At 63.1% G+C, this 15,174-nt stretch carries 10 protein-coding genes and 2 pseudogenes; 4 read left to right on the plus strand and 8 right to left on the minus strand.

Annotation, left to right across the window (positions count from 1 at the left end):
• Window positions 1-20: 20 nt before the first annotated feature.
• Window positions 21-698: a YggS family pyridoxal phosphate-dependent enzyme gene (locus IPK66_00980; protein MBK8173910.1), complete on the minus strand. Its 678-nt coding sequence runs from the start codon at window positions 696-698 to the stop codon at window positions 21-23.
• A gap of 77 nt (window positions 699-775) precedes the next feature.
• Here IPK66_00980 and IPK66_00985 point away from each other — a divergent pair, with 77 nt between their 5' ends.
• Window positions 776-1,381 carry a thiamine phosphate synthase gene (locus tag IPK66_00985; GenBank protein ID MBK8173911.1) on the plus strand — a complete coding sequence of 202 codons (606 nt, stop codon included), beginning with the start codon at window positions 776-778 and terminating at the stop codon, window positions 1,379-1,381.
• Between the two features lie 227 nt (window positions 1,382-1,608).
• Here the strand turns inward: IPK66_00985 and IPK66_00990 are convergent, their stop codons facing one another.
• The 6 genes from IPK66_00990 to IPK66_01015 all read right to left on the minus strand — a co-directional run bounded on the left by IPK66_00990 (window position 1,609) and on the right by IPK66_01015 (window position 12,033).
• Window positions 1,609-4,053, minus strand: coding sequence for a hypothetical protein (locus IPK66_00990; protein MBK8173912.1), 2,445 nt, complete (start codon window positions 4,051-4,053; stop codon window positions 1,609-1,611).
• A gap of 665 nt (window positions 4,054-4,718) precedes the next feature.
• Window positions 4,719-5,690, minus strand: coding sequence for a metal ABC transporter substrate-binding protein (locus IPK66_00995; protein ID MBK8173913.1), 972 nt, complete (start codon window positions 5,688-5,690; stop codon window positions 4,719-4,721).
• Between the two features lie 27 nt (window positions 5,691-5,717).
• Window positions 5,718-6,587 carry a metal ABC transporter permease gene (locus tag IPK66_01000; GenBank protein MBK8173914.1) on the minus strand — a complete coding sequence of 290 codons (870 nt, stop codon included), beginning with the start codon at window positions 6,585-6,587 and terminating at the stop codon, window positions 5,718-5,720.
• Window positions 6,584-7,375, minus strand: a complete 792-nt coding sequence (locus IPK66_01005) for an ABC transporter ATP-binding protein (protein ID MBK8173915.1) — start codon at window positions 7,373-7,375, stop codon at window positions 6,584-6,586. The genes IPK66_01000 and IPK66_01005 overlap by 4 nt, the downstream gene beginning before the upstream one ends.
• 231 nt (window positions 7,376-7,606) lie before the next feature.
• Window positions 7,607-10,414 carry an EAL domain-containing protein gene (locus tag IPK66_01010; GenBank protein ID MBK8173916.1) on the minus strand — a complete coding sequence of 936 codons (2,808 nt, stop codon included), beginning with the start codon at window positions 10,412-10,414 and terminating at the stop codon, window positions 7,607-7,609.
• A gap of 35 nt (window positions 10,415-10,449) precedes the next feature.
• Window positions 10,450-12,033, minus strand: coding sequence for a FecR domain-containing protein (locus IPK66_01015; protein MBK8173917.1), 1,584 nt, complete (start codon window positions 12,031-12,033; stop codon window positions 10,450-10,452).
• Window positions 12,034-12,197: 164 nt separating this feature from the next.
• On the opposite strand from IPK66_01015, the gene IPK66_01020 reads away from it, so the two are divergent.
• The 3 genes and pseudogenes from IPK66_01020 (at window position 12,198) to IPK66_01030 (ending at window position 14,366) form a co-directional block, all read left to right on the plus strand.
• The gene (locus tag IPK66_01020; GenBank protein ID MBK8173918.1) at window positions 12,198-12,443 is read left to right on the plus strand and encodes a hypothetical protein; all 246 of its coding nucleotides are present in this window, start codon (window positions 12,198-12,200) and stop codon (window positions 12,441-12,443) included.
• Between the two features lie 167 nt (window positions 12,444-12,610).
• Window positions 12,611-14,200: a glycerol kinase GlpK gene (gene glpK / locus IPK66_01025; GenBank protein MBK8173919.1), complete on the plus strand. Its 1,590-nt coding sequence runs from the start codon at window positions 12,611-12,613 to the stop codon at window positions 14,198-14,200.
• Between the two features lie 13 nt (window positions 14,201-14,213).
• A pseudogene (locus IPK66_01030) lies at window positions 14,214-14,366 on the plus strand (histidine phosphatase family protein).
• On the opposite strand, the pseudogene IPK66_01035 reads toward IPK66_01030, so the two are convergent.
• Window positions 14,345-14,684, minus strand: a pseudogene (locus IPK66_01035) (IS3 family transposase). The pseudogenes IPK66_01030 and IPK66_01035 sit on opposite strands and share 22 nt — an antisense overlap.
• Window positions 14,685-15,174: the final 490 nt, after the last annotated feature.

Consider the following 15,174-nt stretch of genomic DNA (forward strand, 5'->3'; position numbering starts at 1 on the left):
CTAGTCCGCTCGCGCGTCGTCTAGCCGAAGCCTGCAGGCCGATCGCCGAAAATGGCCGTGCCGATGCGGACGTGAGTGGCGCCGAACTGCACGGCAATGGCGAAATCGCCGCTCATTCCCATGCTGAGTTGGCTCAGCCCATTGCGGTGCGCGATCTCTCGCAGCAGGGCGAAGTGCAACGAGGGTTCCTCGTCCACCGGCGGAATGCACATCAGCCCGTGAACCGCAAGGCCGAGATCGTCACGGCACAGGCGTACCAACGCGTCCGTGTCCTCGGGGAAAATACCTGCCTTCTGAGGCTCTTCGCCGGTATTGACCTGAACGAACACCGCTGGGAACCGTTCTTCCTGACGGCCGCACTCGACGATGGCGCGCGCGAGTTCAGCGCTGTCGAGCGTTTCGATCACGTCGAACAGGCGCACCGCCCGACGTACCTTGTTGCGTTGGAGCGGCCCGATCAGATGCAAGCGGAGATCCGGAACCTCGCGTTTCAAGTCTGGCCATTTGCTCTCCGCCTCCTGGACGCGATTTTCGCCAAAAACCCGCTGGCCGGCGTCGATCGCGCGGCGCACCGTGTCCGGTCCATGCGTCTTGGACACGGCGACGAGGGTCACCGTCTCCGGCGCCCGCCGGACGGTGCGGGCCGCGGCGGCAATCTCGGCGCGCACCGAAGCGAGATTGGCGGCGACGTCCACGATGGATGCGGTCCTCCTTGCGGTTCCGGTCTTCGGCGATGCGTAAGGCCGGGGATGAGGGGTGGCCGGACGGAGCGGCCATGGCGAGCCTAGCAGAGCTGTGCCAGCGGCTCAAATCACCTGCCGCTCACCCATCGCTGCCACGACTGATCGCCATGACGGACAGCGAGAGATCAGCCGATCCGCTCGCGGTGATCCGTGGGCTTCCCGCGGGCAGCGCGGTGATATTCCGCGAGCGCGACGCGCAATGCCGGCAAGATGGCGCAAGGCGGCTCCGGCCGATCTGCCGACATAAACGCATCCTTCTGCTTATCGCCGGCGACTGGCGCCTCGCGCGTCAGCTCCGCTGCGACGGATTGCATCTGTCGGACGCGATGCTGCGGGCCGGCCGGCGCCACTGGCATCGGTGTCGGCCGTCGCGGTGGCTGGTGACAACCGCCGCCCACTCCCCCGCGTCGATGCGGCGTGCCGCGGTCTCGGGAGTCGACGCCGTGCTGCTCTCACCGGTATTTCCGACGAAAAGCCACCCCGGCGCGCCGCCTCTGGGTGTATTGCGCTTCGTCCGCTGGACGCGGAGCTGTCCTCTTCCGGTCTTCGCCCTTGGAGGGGTGAATGAAGACACGGCGCGGCGGCTGGCCGCCTCACGGGCCATGGGCTTCGCCGCGATCTCGGCCTTCCTGCCCTAGAGACCCTGCGGTTGCAGAGATGCGCAGAGGCGATTGCAACCGCGCCGGACAGGCTGCCGTCTCCCATGCACTTGAGGCCGGCGCGGCGCGAATTGTCAACGACCGGGCGAGAGCAGGCCAGGATCGCCGCTGGTCACTTGGGCTGGTCCTGCGGAGAAGTAGCTGCGCTTGAAGGTCTCGCCCCGGCCGAGGCGTGAGCCGCGGCCGGGACAAGTGGGGCGGAAACGCTAGAAAATGAAGTCGCCGGCGACGACGCTGCCGGTGCTGAGGGTGATCTGGAATTCGGCGGCATTATCACCGTCGATGTTCCCTTCGAGAATCCCGCCCGCGAAGCGGATCTGTCCGGCGGCGGTAAAGGCGCTGGTCCCGATGAAGACGAATGCCTGATCGCCGGAGACCAGCGTGTTGGCATCGATTCCCGCAAGATCGATCTTGTCGATGCCGGTCTGGAAATCGGTGATCACGTCACGCCCGGCACCGAGACCGGCCTCACCGATGCTGTTGAAGTCAAAATGATCCCCGCCGGCGCCGCCGGTCAGGAAGTCGGTGCCGAGACCGCCGGCGAGGGTATCGTTGCCGGCGGCGCCACCCAGAGCGTTGTTGGCGGAATTGCCGATGATCGAGTTGGCGAGGGCATTGCCGGTACCATTGATCGCAGCCCCGCCGGTCAGGACAAGATTTTCGAGACCAGTACCGAGCGTGAAGGTTGCCGCGCTGCGAACGCTATCGATTCCGCCGGCAGCATCATTGACCACATCGCCGGCCGCATTGACGATGTAGGTATCGTTGCCGGCGCCACCCGCCATCGTATCGTTACCGGCGCCGCCGTCGAGGGTGTCATTGCCGGCGTTGCCGACCAGCGAATCGTTGCCGGCGAGTCCGAAGAGTGAATTCGCCCCGCCGTTACCGATAACGATGTTGGCAAGGGCGTTGCCGGTGCCATTGATCGCAGCACCACCGGTGAGCGTCAGGTTTTCGACATTGGCGCCGAGCGTATACGAGACGGTGCTTTCGACGCGATCGGTCCCGGGCACGGCAGCTTCGAAGACGACATCGCCCGCCGTGTTCACCCGGTAAACGTCGTTGCCGACACCACCGTCGAGCGAGTCGTTACCGGCACCACCGTCGAGCGTATCGTTGCCGGCACCGCCGAGCAGGGTATCGTTGCCGGCACCGCCAAGCAGGGAGTCGCTGCCGTCGCCGCCGAGAAGGCGATCGTTGCCGGCACCGCCGTCGAGCGTATCGAGGCCGCCCAAGCCGGAGAGCACGTTGGCGGCGGTGTTGCCGATGATTGTATTATTGAGGGCGTTGCCGGTGCCGTTGATCGCTGCGGAGCCGAGCAGAGTGAGATTTTCGAGGTTGGCGCCCAGCGTATAGGTGATGCTGCTCTCGACCCGGTCGGTGCCGCCGCCGCCGGCCTCACTGATAACGTCCCCGGCGCTCTCGACGCGGTAAACGTCGTTGCCGATGCCGCCGATCATCGAGTCTGACCCAAGCACGCCGTCGAGGGTGTCGTTGCCGGCGCCACCCACCAACGTGTCATCGCCGGCGCTGGCGAAGATGCTGTCGTCGCCGTCGCCTGTGCTGATGTAGTCGCGCCCACCGCCGCCATGGACGTAGTCGTCATAGCCGTAGGTGTAGACGACGTCGTCTCCGCCCTCGGCAAGGATGCTCGAAGCGCCGTAAGAACTGCCGTAGATGGTATCGTTGCCGATGCCGCCGCGAATTTCCGGAACGTTCAAGAGGTGGGCGCTGGAGAAGTCGAGATAGTTGTTCCCATCATTGCCAGAGATATCGAAGCCGTTTCCTTGCACGTATTCGATACCGTAAGCCGACGAATAAAAGTTGTTGAGAACGAGATCGCTGCCGCCATAGTTGTCGACGGTGTCCGACCCGGCGCCGCCGATCAATACGTCGAACTCGTCGTCGCTGCCTTCGACGTAGATCCAGTCATCGCCGCCGCCGCCGTCCTGGGTATCGACGCCGACATAGCCCCACAGCGTGTCGTTGCCATCGCCGCCGGAGAGACTGTCGTTGCCGCCGTAGCCGTAAAGATCATCGTTGCCGCCACTGCCGTAGAGTGTATCCGACGATACGTTCGATCCGTAGATCGTGTCATCTCCGCCGGCGCCATCGATGTAGGCAACATTGCTGAGAGTGGTACCGTAAAAGTAAAGGTAGTTGCCGTTTGCGTTTCCGACAATCCCGTAGCCGTTACCGTAAAACACCTCGATACTGTTAGTCGATGAACTGAAGGTGTTGAGGACGACGTCTGCCGATATATAGTTACCGACCGTATCGCTACCAGCGCCACCTTGGATACTGTCGAATTCGGCTTGGTTCGTGGCAACGTAGATGTAATCGTCGCCATCGTTGCCGTCGACCGTATCGGTTCCGGTGCCTCCGCCCCACAAGACATCGTTTCCGTCGCCGCCACTGATAGTATCGTTTCCGTCCAAGCCGTAGAGCGTATCGTTCCCTGTATAGCCGTAAATAGTATCATCACCGCTGCCGGCATCTACGGAATCATTTCCGGCATTTGGACTGATGTAGTCATTGCCATCGTAGCCATAGACATTATCGTCCCCGGTAGTTACCGAACCGCTCACACCACCGGAACTATACCCAAGGTAAATCGTGTCGTTTCCGTTTGTCCCGTAAACATTGGCCATTTGACCTGTCCTCTCGCGTTTGTCAGCTTGTACTGTTCACCGCTAACTTGGACGACGCATTTCACCAGTCTCGTGTTCCTTAAGAGAGACTAACGTTTCGTAAATTGACACCTTGAGCTGTTTTACCGAACGCTCAGCCGAGCGTAACGGCGCGCACGCGCCAAGCGCATCCCCTCCCTCTGATCTGGCCGAAGTTCTCTTCCTCGCCGGTCACCTTGATCGGTGGGCACACCTCGTGTTCCGTCCGCTGAAAGCTGGTTACAGCCTTGCCTGCGCACGTCCGAGTCTCTCAGCGTCAAGGCGAAGCAATCGCATCGCCCACCACCTTCGCCGTGCCCTCAACGCGATCTTGGAAATCCGGTTTTGGCCGCAACAAGCGGTCGTCCGCTGACACGAACGTGGCGCATATTGGGGCTTGGCGTGTCCCGCCGCCCGGTTTTCAACTTATTTTTGCCGTGCTTATGCCCTGTATACGTGTGTCATGACATGCTCAGGGATGCCGTGCAAGGAGGTTCTGTAACGCTTTGGATAGCAATGGTTTTGGGGGCATGGCGGGGCAATAGCGGGGGATGACGGCGCCGGAGCCGTGCTGCCGCTGAATTGCGTCCGCGTCTGATGCCAAGCGCGGCAAGCAATGCAGCGGATGCGCTATTCGCGATCCTCGCTCAGGACGCGAGCGCCTTGGTCAGGGCCGCGACGTTGTTGCGGAACATGTCGAGATAAGTCGGCGCCGGGCCGTCGGGTGGCGAGAGCGCATCGGAATAAAGGGTGCCGCCGATGACAGCCGAAGTTTCACGGCGGATTTGCTCGATCAGCCGGGGATCGGTGACGTTTTCCATAAATACGGCAGGGATATGTTGACTACGGATTTGCCGGATCAATTTCGCCACATCCTTGGCCGATGCCTCGGATTCCGTGCTTACGCCCTCCGGTGCGATGAACTGCATGCCATAGGCTGCGGCGAAGTAGCCGAACGCGTCGTGAGAAGTCACGACCTTGCGCCGGTCTTGAGGCAGCCGGGCGATGCTCGCCCGGACCTCGGCATCCAGGGCTTCGATCGCCGCGGTGTACTGCCGTGCATTGGCGCGGTAGACGTCCGCGCCGGCGGGATCGACCGCGCACAAGCCGTCGGTGATGTTCGCAACATAGATCGCCGCGTTGGCGAGGCTCTGCCACGCATGCGGATCGATGCTCTCGGATGGCTCGCCGGTATTTGCGGTGTCGCCGTGCTGCCCGTGTCCCGCTGCCTTCGCGTCGTCTTCAGCGTCATCAACGATTCGCGGCGCGACGTGATCGGTGGCGATGACGATTGGCCCGCGATAACCGGACGACGTGACCAGCCGGTCCATCCAACCCTCGAAACCGAGGCCGTTGACGACAACCAACCGCGCACGGCTGACGGCCCGCGCGTCCGCCGGTGTCGGCTGGTAGACGTGCGCGTTGCCGTCCGGACCGACGAGTGTGGTCACCTGCACCCGTTCGCCCCCCACCGCGTGCACCATGTCGCCCAGGATGCTGAAGCTGGCAATCACCGGAACGGGCGGATCCGCGCGGACCGGCATCGGGCTGAAGATGGCCCCGGACACCAGGAATGCCGAAGACGCGATAAAGCGAAGGAAAAGTCGTCGAGACGACATGGCGTTAACTCCAGCGATTGCGCTCTCTCATCGTTGCAGATGGGTTCCGGGCCGTCGGCGCACGCGCAAGCTGCCGTTTTGCCCGCAGACCAGGGAGACAATGTAAACGGCTCCGGCGGTCAGGATGATCGCCGGGCCCGACGGGAGGTTGTAGTAATAGGACAGCAACAGGCCGGCGGCGCTGGATGCAAAAGCGACGATGACGGACAAACCGATGAGCCCGGCAATACTGCGCGACCAGAAGCGCGCCGCCGCCGCGGGCAGGATCATCAGGCCCACGGCCATCAGCGTGCCGAGTGCCTGAAATCCGCCGACCAGATTGAGGACGACGAGCACCAGAAAAGTGAAATGCACCGGTGAACTCGCCCGGCTCACCGAGCGCAGGAACTGCGGATCGAGACATTCCAGCACCAGCATCCTGTAGACGACCGCGAACGTGAGCAAGGTGACGGAGGCGATGGCGGCCATCAGCACCAGCGCCGCATCGTCGAGAGCCAGCACCGTGCCGAACAGCACATGTAGGAGATCGACGTTGCTGCCGTGGGTGGAGACGATCAACACGCCCGAAGCGAGGGAAATCAGATAGAAGGTTGCAAGGCTGGCATCCTCGCGCAGCGTCGTCGCCCGTGCGACAAGTCCGGAGAGAACGGCGACGAGGAGACCCGCAGCCAGTCCGCCGATCGTGATAGCCGACAGCGACAAGCCGGCGACAAGAAAACCGAGCGCGGCGCCAGGCAGGATGGCATGAGCCATGGCGTCGCCGGTCAGGCTGAGGCGACGCAGCATCAGGAACACGCCGACAGGTGCGGCCCCCAATGACAGCGCCAGGCAGCCGACGAGCGCCCGGCGCATGAACGAAAATGCAACGAACGGCTCGATCAGGCCATCGAGGATCATCGCCCCGTTCCACCCGATGTTTCGGCCTGTTCGTGCGCACGCTCACAAATCCCAACGTATTCATCCCACGCTTCGCACAGTTGCCGCGCGCGATCAAGGTTGGTGGTTGTGAGCACCTGGCCAGTGTCTCCCCACGCGACTGCCTCGCGCGCCAGCAGCAGGGCGCGGGGGAAGTGATTGCGCACCTGCTCCAGATCATGGAGCACGGCAAGAACGGTCCGGCGTTCGCGATGCCATTGCCGGACCAGCACCAGCAGGTCGTCAGCCGTCCGGCTATCGATCGCCGTGAACGGCTCGTCCAGCAAGATGAGCGGCGCGTCCTGCAGCAGCAGTCGGGCAAACAGCATCCGCTGCATCTGTCCACCGGAGAGCGAGTCGATCAGGCGCCGCTCGAACCCCATCAGGCCCACGGTGCAAAGCGCTTCGGCGACGCGGATCTTGTCGGTTTTTCGCGCTGGACGAAAAGCGCCGATCCGCCGCCACAACCCCATCGCCACCATATCGAACACACTGATCGGAAAGCTTCTATCGATATCGGCCTGCTGAGGGAGATAGGCGACGTCGCGACGCTCGACTCCGCGTAGCCGCATGAAGCCGCTCAACGGACGCAGCAAACCGCTGATTCCCTTGAGCAACGTCGACTTTCCCGCGCCATTGGGGCCGATCACCGCCAACAGATCGCCGCGCTCGACACAGCCGCCGAGATGATGGACCGCCGGATGCCGGTCGTAACCAAGGGTGAGATCGTCGAAGGCAAGGACGACATCCTCGCCCGGCGCTTTCGCCATTTCCTGCCTCTGATGGCTCATGCCGCAATTCCCCACAGGACGACAAGCCAAAGCAGTGCGATGAGAACGATCACGATCCCGAGTCGGGCAGGCAGCCCCATCAGCAGCGGGGAAGTCATTTTGGAGGGCCGCTCACCAAATTGGTATACTATAACATTCATAGCGAAAGGGGCGGCCCAACGCGAGATGATTTCGTCCGCGCCCAGCAATTTCGGCGGCTGGGTAGACGGCTTATCGCTGGCCGTCAGAAACCTGTTTCAGCAATTTGCGCATCGTCTCTGCGGACGACATCGGTTGGCCGAATAAATACCCCTGAGCATCTTCGCATCCGAAACTGCCAAGGACGTCAAGTTGCCGCGCCGTCTCCACCCCAACCGCCGCCGTATGGAGGTTCATGCTTTTGGCGAGGGCAAGAACGGCGGCGAGCATCGCGGCGTCGCCTGTGTCCGTGAAGGCATCGGCGACATTAGTCCGGTCGAGTTTCAGGCCATAAATGGGCAGCGCCCCAAGATGGAGCAGCGAGGACATGCCGACGCCGACGTTGTCGACGACGACGACGATTCCCATCGCCGCGAGCGCACGGATCGGCTCGGAGAATTGGTCGATGTCGCGGATGAGCGGCGCCTCTGAGACCTCGATCACGAGATCGCGCGGATGCAGTCCGGCATTTCGGACGCTGCCGGCAAGGGTCTCGCGAAATGCGGGACAGGCGATTACTCCTGCCGGAATATTGACCGAAAGACGGCAGCGTTCAGCGGCGCTGCGGCGCCACTCCGCCAACTGCGCCAGCCCGCGTCTGACAACCCAGTCGCTGATCTGCGGCCATAGGCCGCCGTCTTCTGCTACGCCGAGGAAATCCGCAGGGGTCAGCGTGCGGCCGTCGTCCATCGGCCAGCGCAATAGCGCCTCCATGGCGACGGTTCGGCCGGTCGAGATGCGCACCTGCGGCTGGTAATGCAGGGTCAAACGATCGTCCTGAAGCGCCTTGGCGAGGGCGATATACTGTTTTGACCGGCTCAATACCTCGACATTGCCGGCTTCGGTAGCGAAGCAGACGGCGTTTCCGCCCCGGTCCTTGGCGCGACGCGCCGCCAGTCCCGCTTGGTTAAGCAGCGCGTCGACGGTTCCGCCGTCCCTTGGAAACACGCTGACGCCGATGCTGGCGGTCAGTTGCAGACTAAACCCGGCGACTGTCACCGATGCTTCGATGCTTTTGCGCATGCGGTGGGCGAGGAACCCGAGCCAGTCCTCGCGTGCGACATCCGCAACGACAAGCACGAACTCGTCGGCGGCGAGTCTTCCCAGCGTTGCGCCGTCGTTGGCGAGCCGGCGCAGCCGCTCGCCCAGCGACTGCAGGACCGCATCACCGCCGGTGTATCCGAGGCGCTGGTTGACGATGTCGAAGTCGTCGACATCGACGATCAAAACCCCGACCGAGGTTGTCCCATCCCCCGACGCGCCCAACAATCCCGCAAGAATGCTCTCCATTTGCCGGCGATTGGGAAGACCCGTGACACTGTCGTGGGTCGTCTTGTACTCGATGGCCCGTCCCAGCCGTCGCACCAGGGTCACATCACTCAGCGCCAGCACCGTTCCCTTCTGCGCGCCATTCGGATTGCGAAGGCGTGCGATCGATACGCGAACCAGCCTTGTCTGACCGTCGGGGCGATGGAGAACAAAATCCCGCGCGCTCCGCCGATTCTCCTCCTCGCTGCAGGTGTCGAACAGGTCACGTCGTTCAATGGACCCATCGGAGACCTCATCGCGAAGATCGACCATATCGAACATCGGCCGTCCGCGCGCGTGTTCGAACGTCCGGCCGATCAGCCGCGCCGCGGCTGCGTTCATGAAGTCGATCGTCCCCGACGGCGACGCGACGATGATGCCCTCCCCCAGGGAATCCCAGGTCGCGCGCGTCCGTTCACGCTCAGCCGCGAGCGTTGCCGACTGGGCGCGGACGTGGAGCGTGAGCCGCAAGAGGAAGGCGAGCACAAGACCCGACAGGGCCGCTGTCGGTCCGAACCATGCGCCGATCAGAACCACCAGGAGCAGCGCAAAGCCGAGGATAGAGACGGCGAACAGCAAGAAGACGCTCAGCGCCGCCTTACGAAAAAGGAAGAACGCCGCCGCGGACAGGACGGCAACGGCGGTGATCGCCGCTCCCAAGTCCGGTTCGAGCCGGCGGTGGATGATGCCCGCACGCAACGCATCGAGGACCATCGCATTGAACTCGACGCCCGAGATCGGCTCTTCGCCGACCGAAGGTGGAACCGAAAAGGTGTTCGAAAGTGTCGCCGCGGTAACGCCGATCAAAACGAGGCTATTCTGGAACATCGCGGGATTGACACGCCCTTCGAGAACGTCAACGTAGGAGACTTGGCGAAAATGACCAGGCGGCCCGGCAAATGGCACGAGGATCTCGCGATCTCGCGTCCACAGTAGTCGGAACGCGCCCTCGCCGTTCGCGTTCCGCTGCGCCTGAGGGGACGGGTAATCTTGAGGCTGTGCGACGCGCAGCATGGCGAGCGGAAACGCCGGCCAGACCGGAACGCTGACACCCGCCTTCAAGAACACCGAACGGGTGATCCCATCGGCATCGGTCACCACATCGACGTGCCCCAGCATCGCCGCGGCATCGACGAACGCCGCATCGGGAAGCACCTCCGTCGGAAAGCCATCGGCGCGGATTTGGTCGAACGCTACCGGCAGAACGACGCGGCCGCTTCTGCGCATTGCCTCGATCAGCGAAAGATCACCTTGCGGATCTGCGTTGTCGGCCCCGATGAGCAGCAGATCCAGACCGATGACCCGGGCGTGCGCCCGGGTAAGGATGTCGATGAGCTCGGCATGACGCCGCCGCGACCATGGCCACCGGCCGAGCGCATCAAGGCTGAACGCGTCGATGGCGATGATGATGATATCCGGCGGCGCCGGCCGGAAGGACAGCGGAACCAGCCAATCATGCAAACCAGCGTCGATGCGCTCGAAGATCGCGAAGCGCGCGCTCGTGGCGCTCAACACCGCAAGAACGAGCGCCACCGCGATTGATACGAGCCGGTGCCGGCGGCGTGAACTCATAATAGGAGGGCGAACATGACGGCGCCCGCCGGAATGAAGAGCAGCCAATACCATGGCGGACTCAGGTTGATTTCCTGAACGGCCCCCTGACGCAGGACGCCGCCTTGATCGTCGAGCGTGAGCACCCGCAAATAGTACGTCCCGTAATCGGGAAGCGGCATTTCTGCCCGGGGCTCGTCGACGACGACGTCGACGATCGGCGCGTCGAACGCGCGATTGGTCGCAACCTGGAATCGATATCGCTCCCCCGGCGCGCCTTCGGGCCAGCGGAACAGGAGCTTATCACCGTCACTCTCCGGCGGTTCCGCGACCGGGCCGGGCGGCGGGACACGAAAGCGCTGAACGTCGCTGAACGGCCCCTTCTCTGTCGAGCGGTCGGTTACGGCGACGCGCCAGAAATACGTCCCTGGCGCCAGCGTCTGCGGCGGCACGTAGCCCGCCGTGGTCAGCGCGGCATTGTCGAGAAGCGGCTCGGCAAAATCGTCGCTGGCGGCGAGTTGGAAATGATACGAGACGGCGCCATCCGGCTCCGTCCACTGGAAGACCGGTTTGCCGTCGAAGATCATGCCTTCTTGTTGCGGCAGCATCAGCAGCGGTGGCTCTGGACGGGCGTCGACCACCAGATCATGCGTGGATGTATACCCCTCCAACCCCAAGGCATCGATCGCACGAACACGAAGGACGGCGGCGCCGTCGTCGAGATCGATCCCGCCGAACACGGCCGTCGGGTAGACACGATCGAACAGCAGCGAAGTGAACGCCGCGGTTGGCGCGATCTCCAGGCGATAGGCCGCCGCGCCGTCCACCGGCTCGACCTGCAAGCGGATCGGCACTCGCTCTTCAACCGCGGGGATGTCCACGAGCTTCGGCGGCGGTAGCAATCGAACCGCCCGGCCCGGTTGCTGGCCTTGCTCGGTGCGCGCGCCGAAGCCGGTGGCAAGTTTGACGGTCGAACCGTGAGCCGAGAGTTCGACGGTGCCGCGCAGCACCTCCGTGTTCATCCGCCGACCGCCCTCGGCGACGCTGGTGCGGAACTCGGTGCCGCGAACGGCCGAAATGCCGGCCGGAGTCCAGGTCTCGTAACGCGAGCCGGCGTCCAAAACCGGGCGCACGGTTGACTGATTTCGCCCGTACTCGAGCCGCATCCGGGAGTCAACCATGCCTGATTGGCCGAACGCGCTGAGTAAATCGAAGACCAGGCGGCTGTTGGAGGCCAGGAAGAGTCGCGAGCCATCGGCGAACTCGACTGTGATGCTTCCGTCCGCGCCGGTCCTGATTTCGTCTCCGGCGTAGAGGAGGTCGTCGGTGGAGACCGGACGCGGATCGTTTTGCGGGGCGCGTAAGGCAGAGACGTCGCCGGCAGTGGCGATGATGCGTACGGGCACCGGCTGAATCTTCAGCCAAGCGACCGGGATACGCAGCTTTTCGCCTGGCAGGAGGTGCAGCGGGTCGGCGATCGCGTTGAGCTTCTGCAATGCCCGCCAAAAACTGGTGTCCCGCAGATAGAACTCACTGATCAACCAGATATTGTCACCAGGTCGCACCGTATAGAGCCACTCCTGGGCGAGCGCCGGGGACATGGCAGCGAGTTCGACGATAGCAAACAAGAGAATCGACGCGAGCTGAATCTGTGCTCCGCGCGGGCGCCTCCCCGGCGCTGGCCGTCCCGCCGTGAGCTTTTTTCCCCCCATGATTCTTACAAGATTCCGCGCTGCCATGACGGCCCCCTGCCGGACGTGTCCGGTTGACGATACTGTTTTGGGGTATTTTCGCCGCTATTCGAGACAACCGCAATCCGATCCGCCCGTACGTCCGCCTCGCGGCCCACATTCGCTCGACCCCTGCGGGCGCCAGGCCACCGAAGAGAGATCGCTCGCCGATCATCGTCCTCGCCGGGAATTTTCTCGTCGTCGTCCTCCGCGCCTCTTTTCAAGACCCGGCAAATACCCACGGCTCAACCCGCCGGGCCGATGTTCGTATTCACGCTTGAAAAGCTATTCGCGCGACATCATGCTCGTAAACAGTAACCGCCGCCGTCTCATTCGTCGAATGAGTATAGGACTTCGTAAATCATGCTTGACGCTTAATCGAATGTAACAAGTACACAAACCGTCAGGCGTCTATTTTATTTCACGAATGTAGGGGAATATTTGTTCCATGGATACACAATTCGTCTTATCCATTGACCAGGGGACAACGGGATCGACGGTCATCATCTTTGATCGCAACGCCAACATCAAGGGCCGCGCATACTCGGAGTTCACCCAACATTTTCCCCAACCGGGCTGGGTCGAGCACGACGCCGAGGAAATCTGGATGGTTACCCTCGGCGTGATCGAAGCGGCGCTGGAGGACGCCGACATCGGCGCGAGCGCACTCAATGCCATCGGCATCACCAACCAGCGCGAGACCGTGGTGTTATGGGAACGCGACTCCGGACGCCCCGTTGCGCGGGCCATTGTCTGGCAGGACCGGCGCACCACCGCCTTTTGTGAGGAACTCAAGAACAAAGGCCTCGAAGACCTCGTCCGACGCAAGACCGGTCTGGTTATCGACCCCTACTTCTCGGGAACCAAGATCAAGTGGCTGCTCGATCACACCCCGGGACTGCGCGACCGCGCCGAACGCGGTGAAATCGCTTTTGGCACCATTGATTCCTGGCTGGTCTGGCGCCTGACCGGTGGCGCCGCCCACATCACCGACTATTCCAACGCCTCGCGCACCTTGCTGTTCAACATCAACGAGTTGACTTGGGACGACGAGCTTTTACGTCTCCTCGATGTGCCGCGGGCAATCCTTCCCGAGGTTATGCCGTCGTCGCACGTCTACGGTCACACCGATCCCGAGATATTTTTCGGAACCCGGAAAATTCCGATCGCCGGGATCGCCGGCGACCAGCAGGCGGCACTGTTTGGCCAAGCTTGTTACGATCGGGGGCTTGCCAAGAACACCTATGGCACCGGCTCGTTCGTGCTGATGAATACTGGCAACGACGTGGTGCGCAGCCAGCATCACCTGCTGACGACGATCGCCTGGCGCATCGGCGACGAGCCGGTCGAGTACGCGCTCGAAGGGGCGGTGTTCATCACCGGCGCGGGGGTGCAATGGCTGCGTGATGGCCTGCAGATCATTGAGAACGCCGTTGAGACAGAAGAGCTGGCAAAGTCGCTGCGGTCGAATGACGACGTCTACTTCGTCCCGGCGCTCGTCGGCTTGGGCGCGCCGCATTGGGACCCTTATGCGCGCGGCGCGTTGATCGGCTTGACCCGCGGAACCTCGCGGGCTCATGTGGTGCGCGCGGTGCTGGAGGCGATCTGCTATCAGACCCGCGACGTCGTCGAGGCGATGGAGCTGGACTCCGGCATCGCGCTCAAGGAGCTGCGCTGCGACGGCGGAGCGTCCGGGAACGGCTTTTTGATGCAGTTCCAATCGGATATTCTCGGCGTACCGGTGGAGGTGCCGGAGGTCTACGAGACCACCGCGCTCGGCGCCGCTTTTCTCGCCGGTCTTGCCACCGGATTCTGGTCGGAGCGGTCCGAGATCAACGCCAAGTGGCGCCTCGGCCGCCGTTACACCCCGGGCATGGACGAGACTGAACGCACGCGACTCTACCAGCGGTGGAGCAGAGCGGTCGAGCGCGCCAAGAACTGGGCACGCGAGGATGCCGTTTTGGAAACGTCGGCTGATCAAGTCCCCGGCGCTGTAAAGACATCCAACCCCCACCTCCGTTTAGACCCACAGGCGTAAGGAGTAACGATTCGTGGCCACGCGCCTGCTGCTTGTCCGTCACGGCGCGACGATACTGTCTGCGGAGGACCGCTTTGCCGGCTCGATCGACGTCGAGCTTTCGGAGCAGGGTCGCGGCCAAGCCCTGCATCTCGCCCAGCGGCTGGCGAGCGAGATGTCCACCGCCGCCGCCAAGCACTCGCGGGTGAAGTTGTCGACGATGTTCAACACCCGGAAGCGCCGGTCGTCGTTCAGGGCATCGGACACGAAGTCGAGGCTCCAGCGCTGGTTCGCTCCTGCGGGACGGCCGCCGGTGCCCTGGCGCCGAGCGCCCGCTTGCGCCCCCCGCGCCGACGCACCACGAGCCGTTCCTGCCGATAGGGGCGGTAGACCTTCTTCAGGTTCATCCTCACGCCTTCCCGCTTCAGCAGGATCGCCAGCCGCCGGTAGCCGACCGACGGCGCTCATTGGCAAGCTCCCGCAGGCGCGCGCGGACGGCCGCATCACCCGCCTCGTCGGCGCCATCCTCATGGAGCAAAACGACGAGTGGCAATTGTAGCACCGCTACCTGGCCCTGGAGACAATCACCGGCCTCGCCGACGACGCGGGCGTCGCCATGCCCAACGCTCTCACAAAAGCTGCCTGACCAGGAGGCCTGAAGACCGCCGCCAAATTCACACCACCTTGACGGACGTGATCTAACTTGGCCCGGCCGGATGCAACGTGACTGAGAAACCGGAGTGCAGGGCGACCACAACGGATCGACGCTTTCCTAAGCGCTTGAGGTATGGGTTCGAACGGTCGTCTCCCACTTGAAAGGAATATTCGTAACGATGCTCGAACCCCATCCGAACCGCGCGCTCGCGCATCTCAGACGAAAATTTCGCAGGATTCCCGGGCTTGTCCACTGCTCGATCCTCTCAAAGGGAAGAGCCTCCGGCAAACCCGGGGCGGTTTAATGGTGTATCGCGCCGAGCGTGCGATCGCCGGGTGCA

This window comes from Rhodospirillales bacterium (genome assembly GCA_016712595.1).
Classification (GTDB): Bacteria; Pseudomonadota; Alphaproteobacteria; order Rhodospirillales; family Defluviicoccaceae; genus Defluviicoccus.

Bases quoted from the DNA above. Each gene is read 5' to 3' on its own strand.
- IPK66_01000 (MBK8173914.1), bottom strand. From the start codon at position 6,587: ATGATCCTCGATGGCCTGATCGAGCCGTTCGTTGCATTTTCGTTCATG.
- IPK66_00995 (MBK8173913.1), bottom strand. From the start codon at position 5,690: ATGTCGTCTCGACGACTTTTCCTTCGCTTTATCGCGTCTTCGGCATTC.
- IPK66_01005 (MBK8173915.1), bottom strand. From the start codon at position 7,375: ATGGCGAAAGCGCCGGGCGAGGATGTCGTCCTTGCCTTCGACGATCTC.
- IPK66_00990 (MBK8173912.1), bottom strand. From the start codon at position 4,053: ATGGCCAATGTTTACGGGACAAACGGAAACGACACGATTTACCTTGGG.
- IPK66_01015 (MBK8173917.1), bottom strand. From the start codon at position 12,033: ATGTCCCCGGCGCTCGCCCAGGAGTGGCTCTATACGGTGCGACCTGGT.
- glpK (MBK8173919.1), top strand. From the start codon at position 12,611: ATGGATACACAATTCGTCTTATCCATTGACCAGGGGACAACGGGATCG.
- IPK66_00985 (MBK8173911.1), top strand. From the start codon at position 776: ATGGCGAGCCTAGCAGAGCTGTGCCAGCGGCTCAAATCACCTGCCGCT.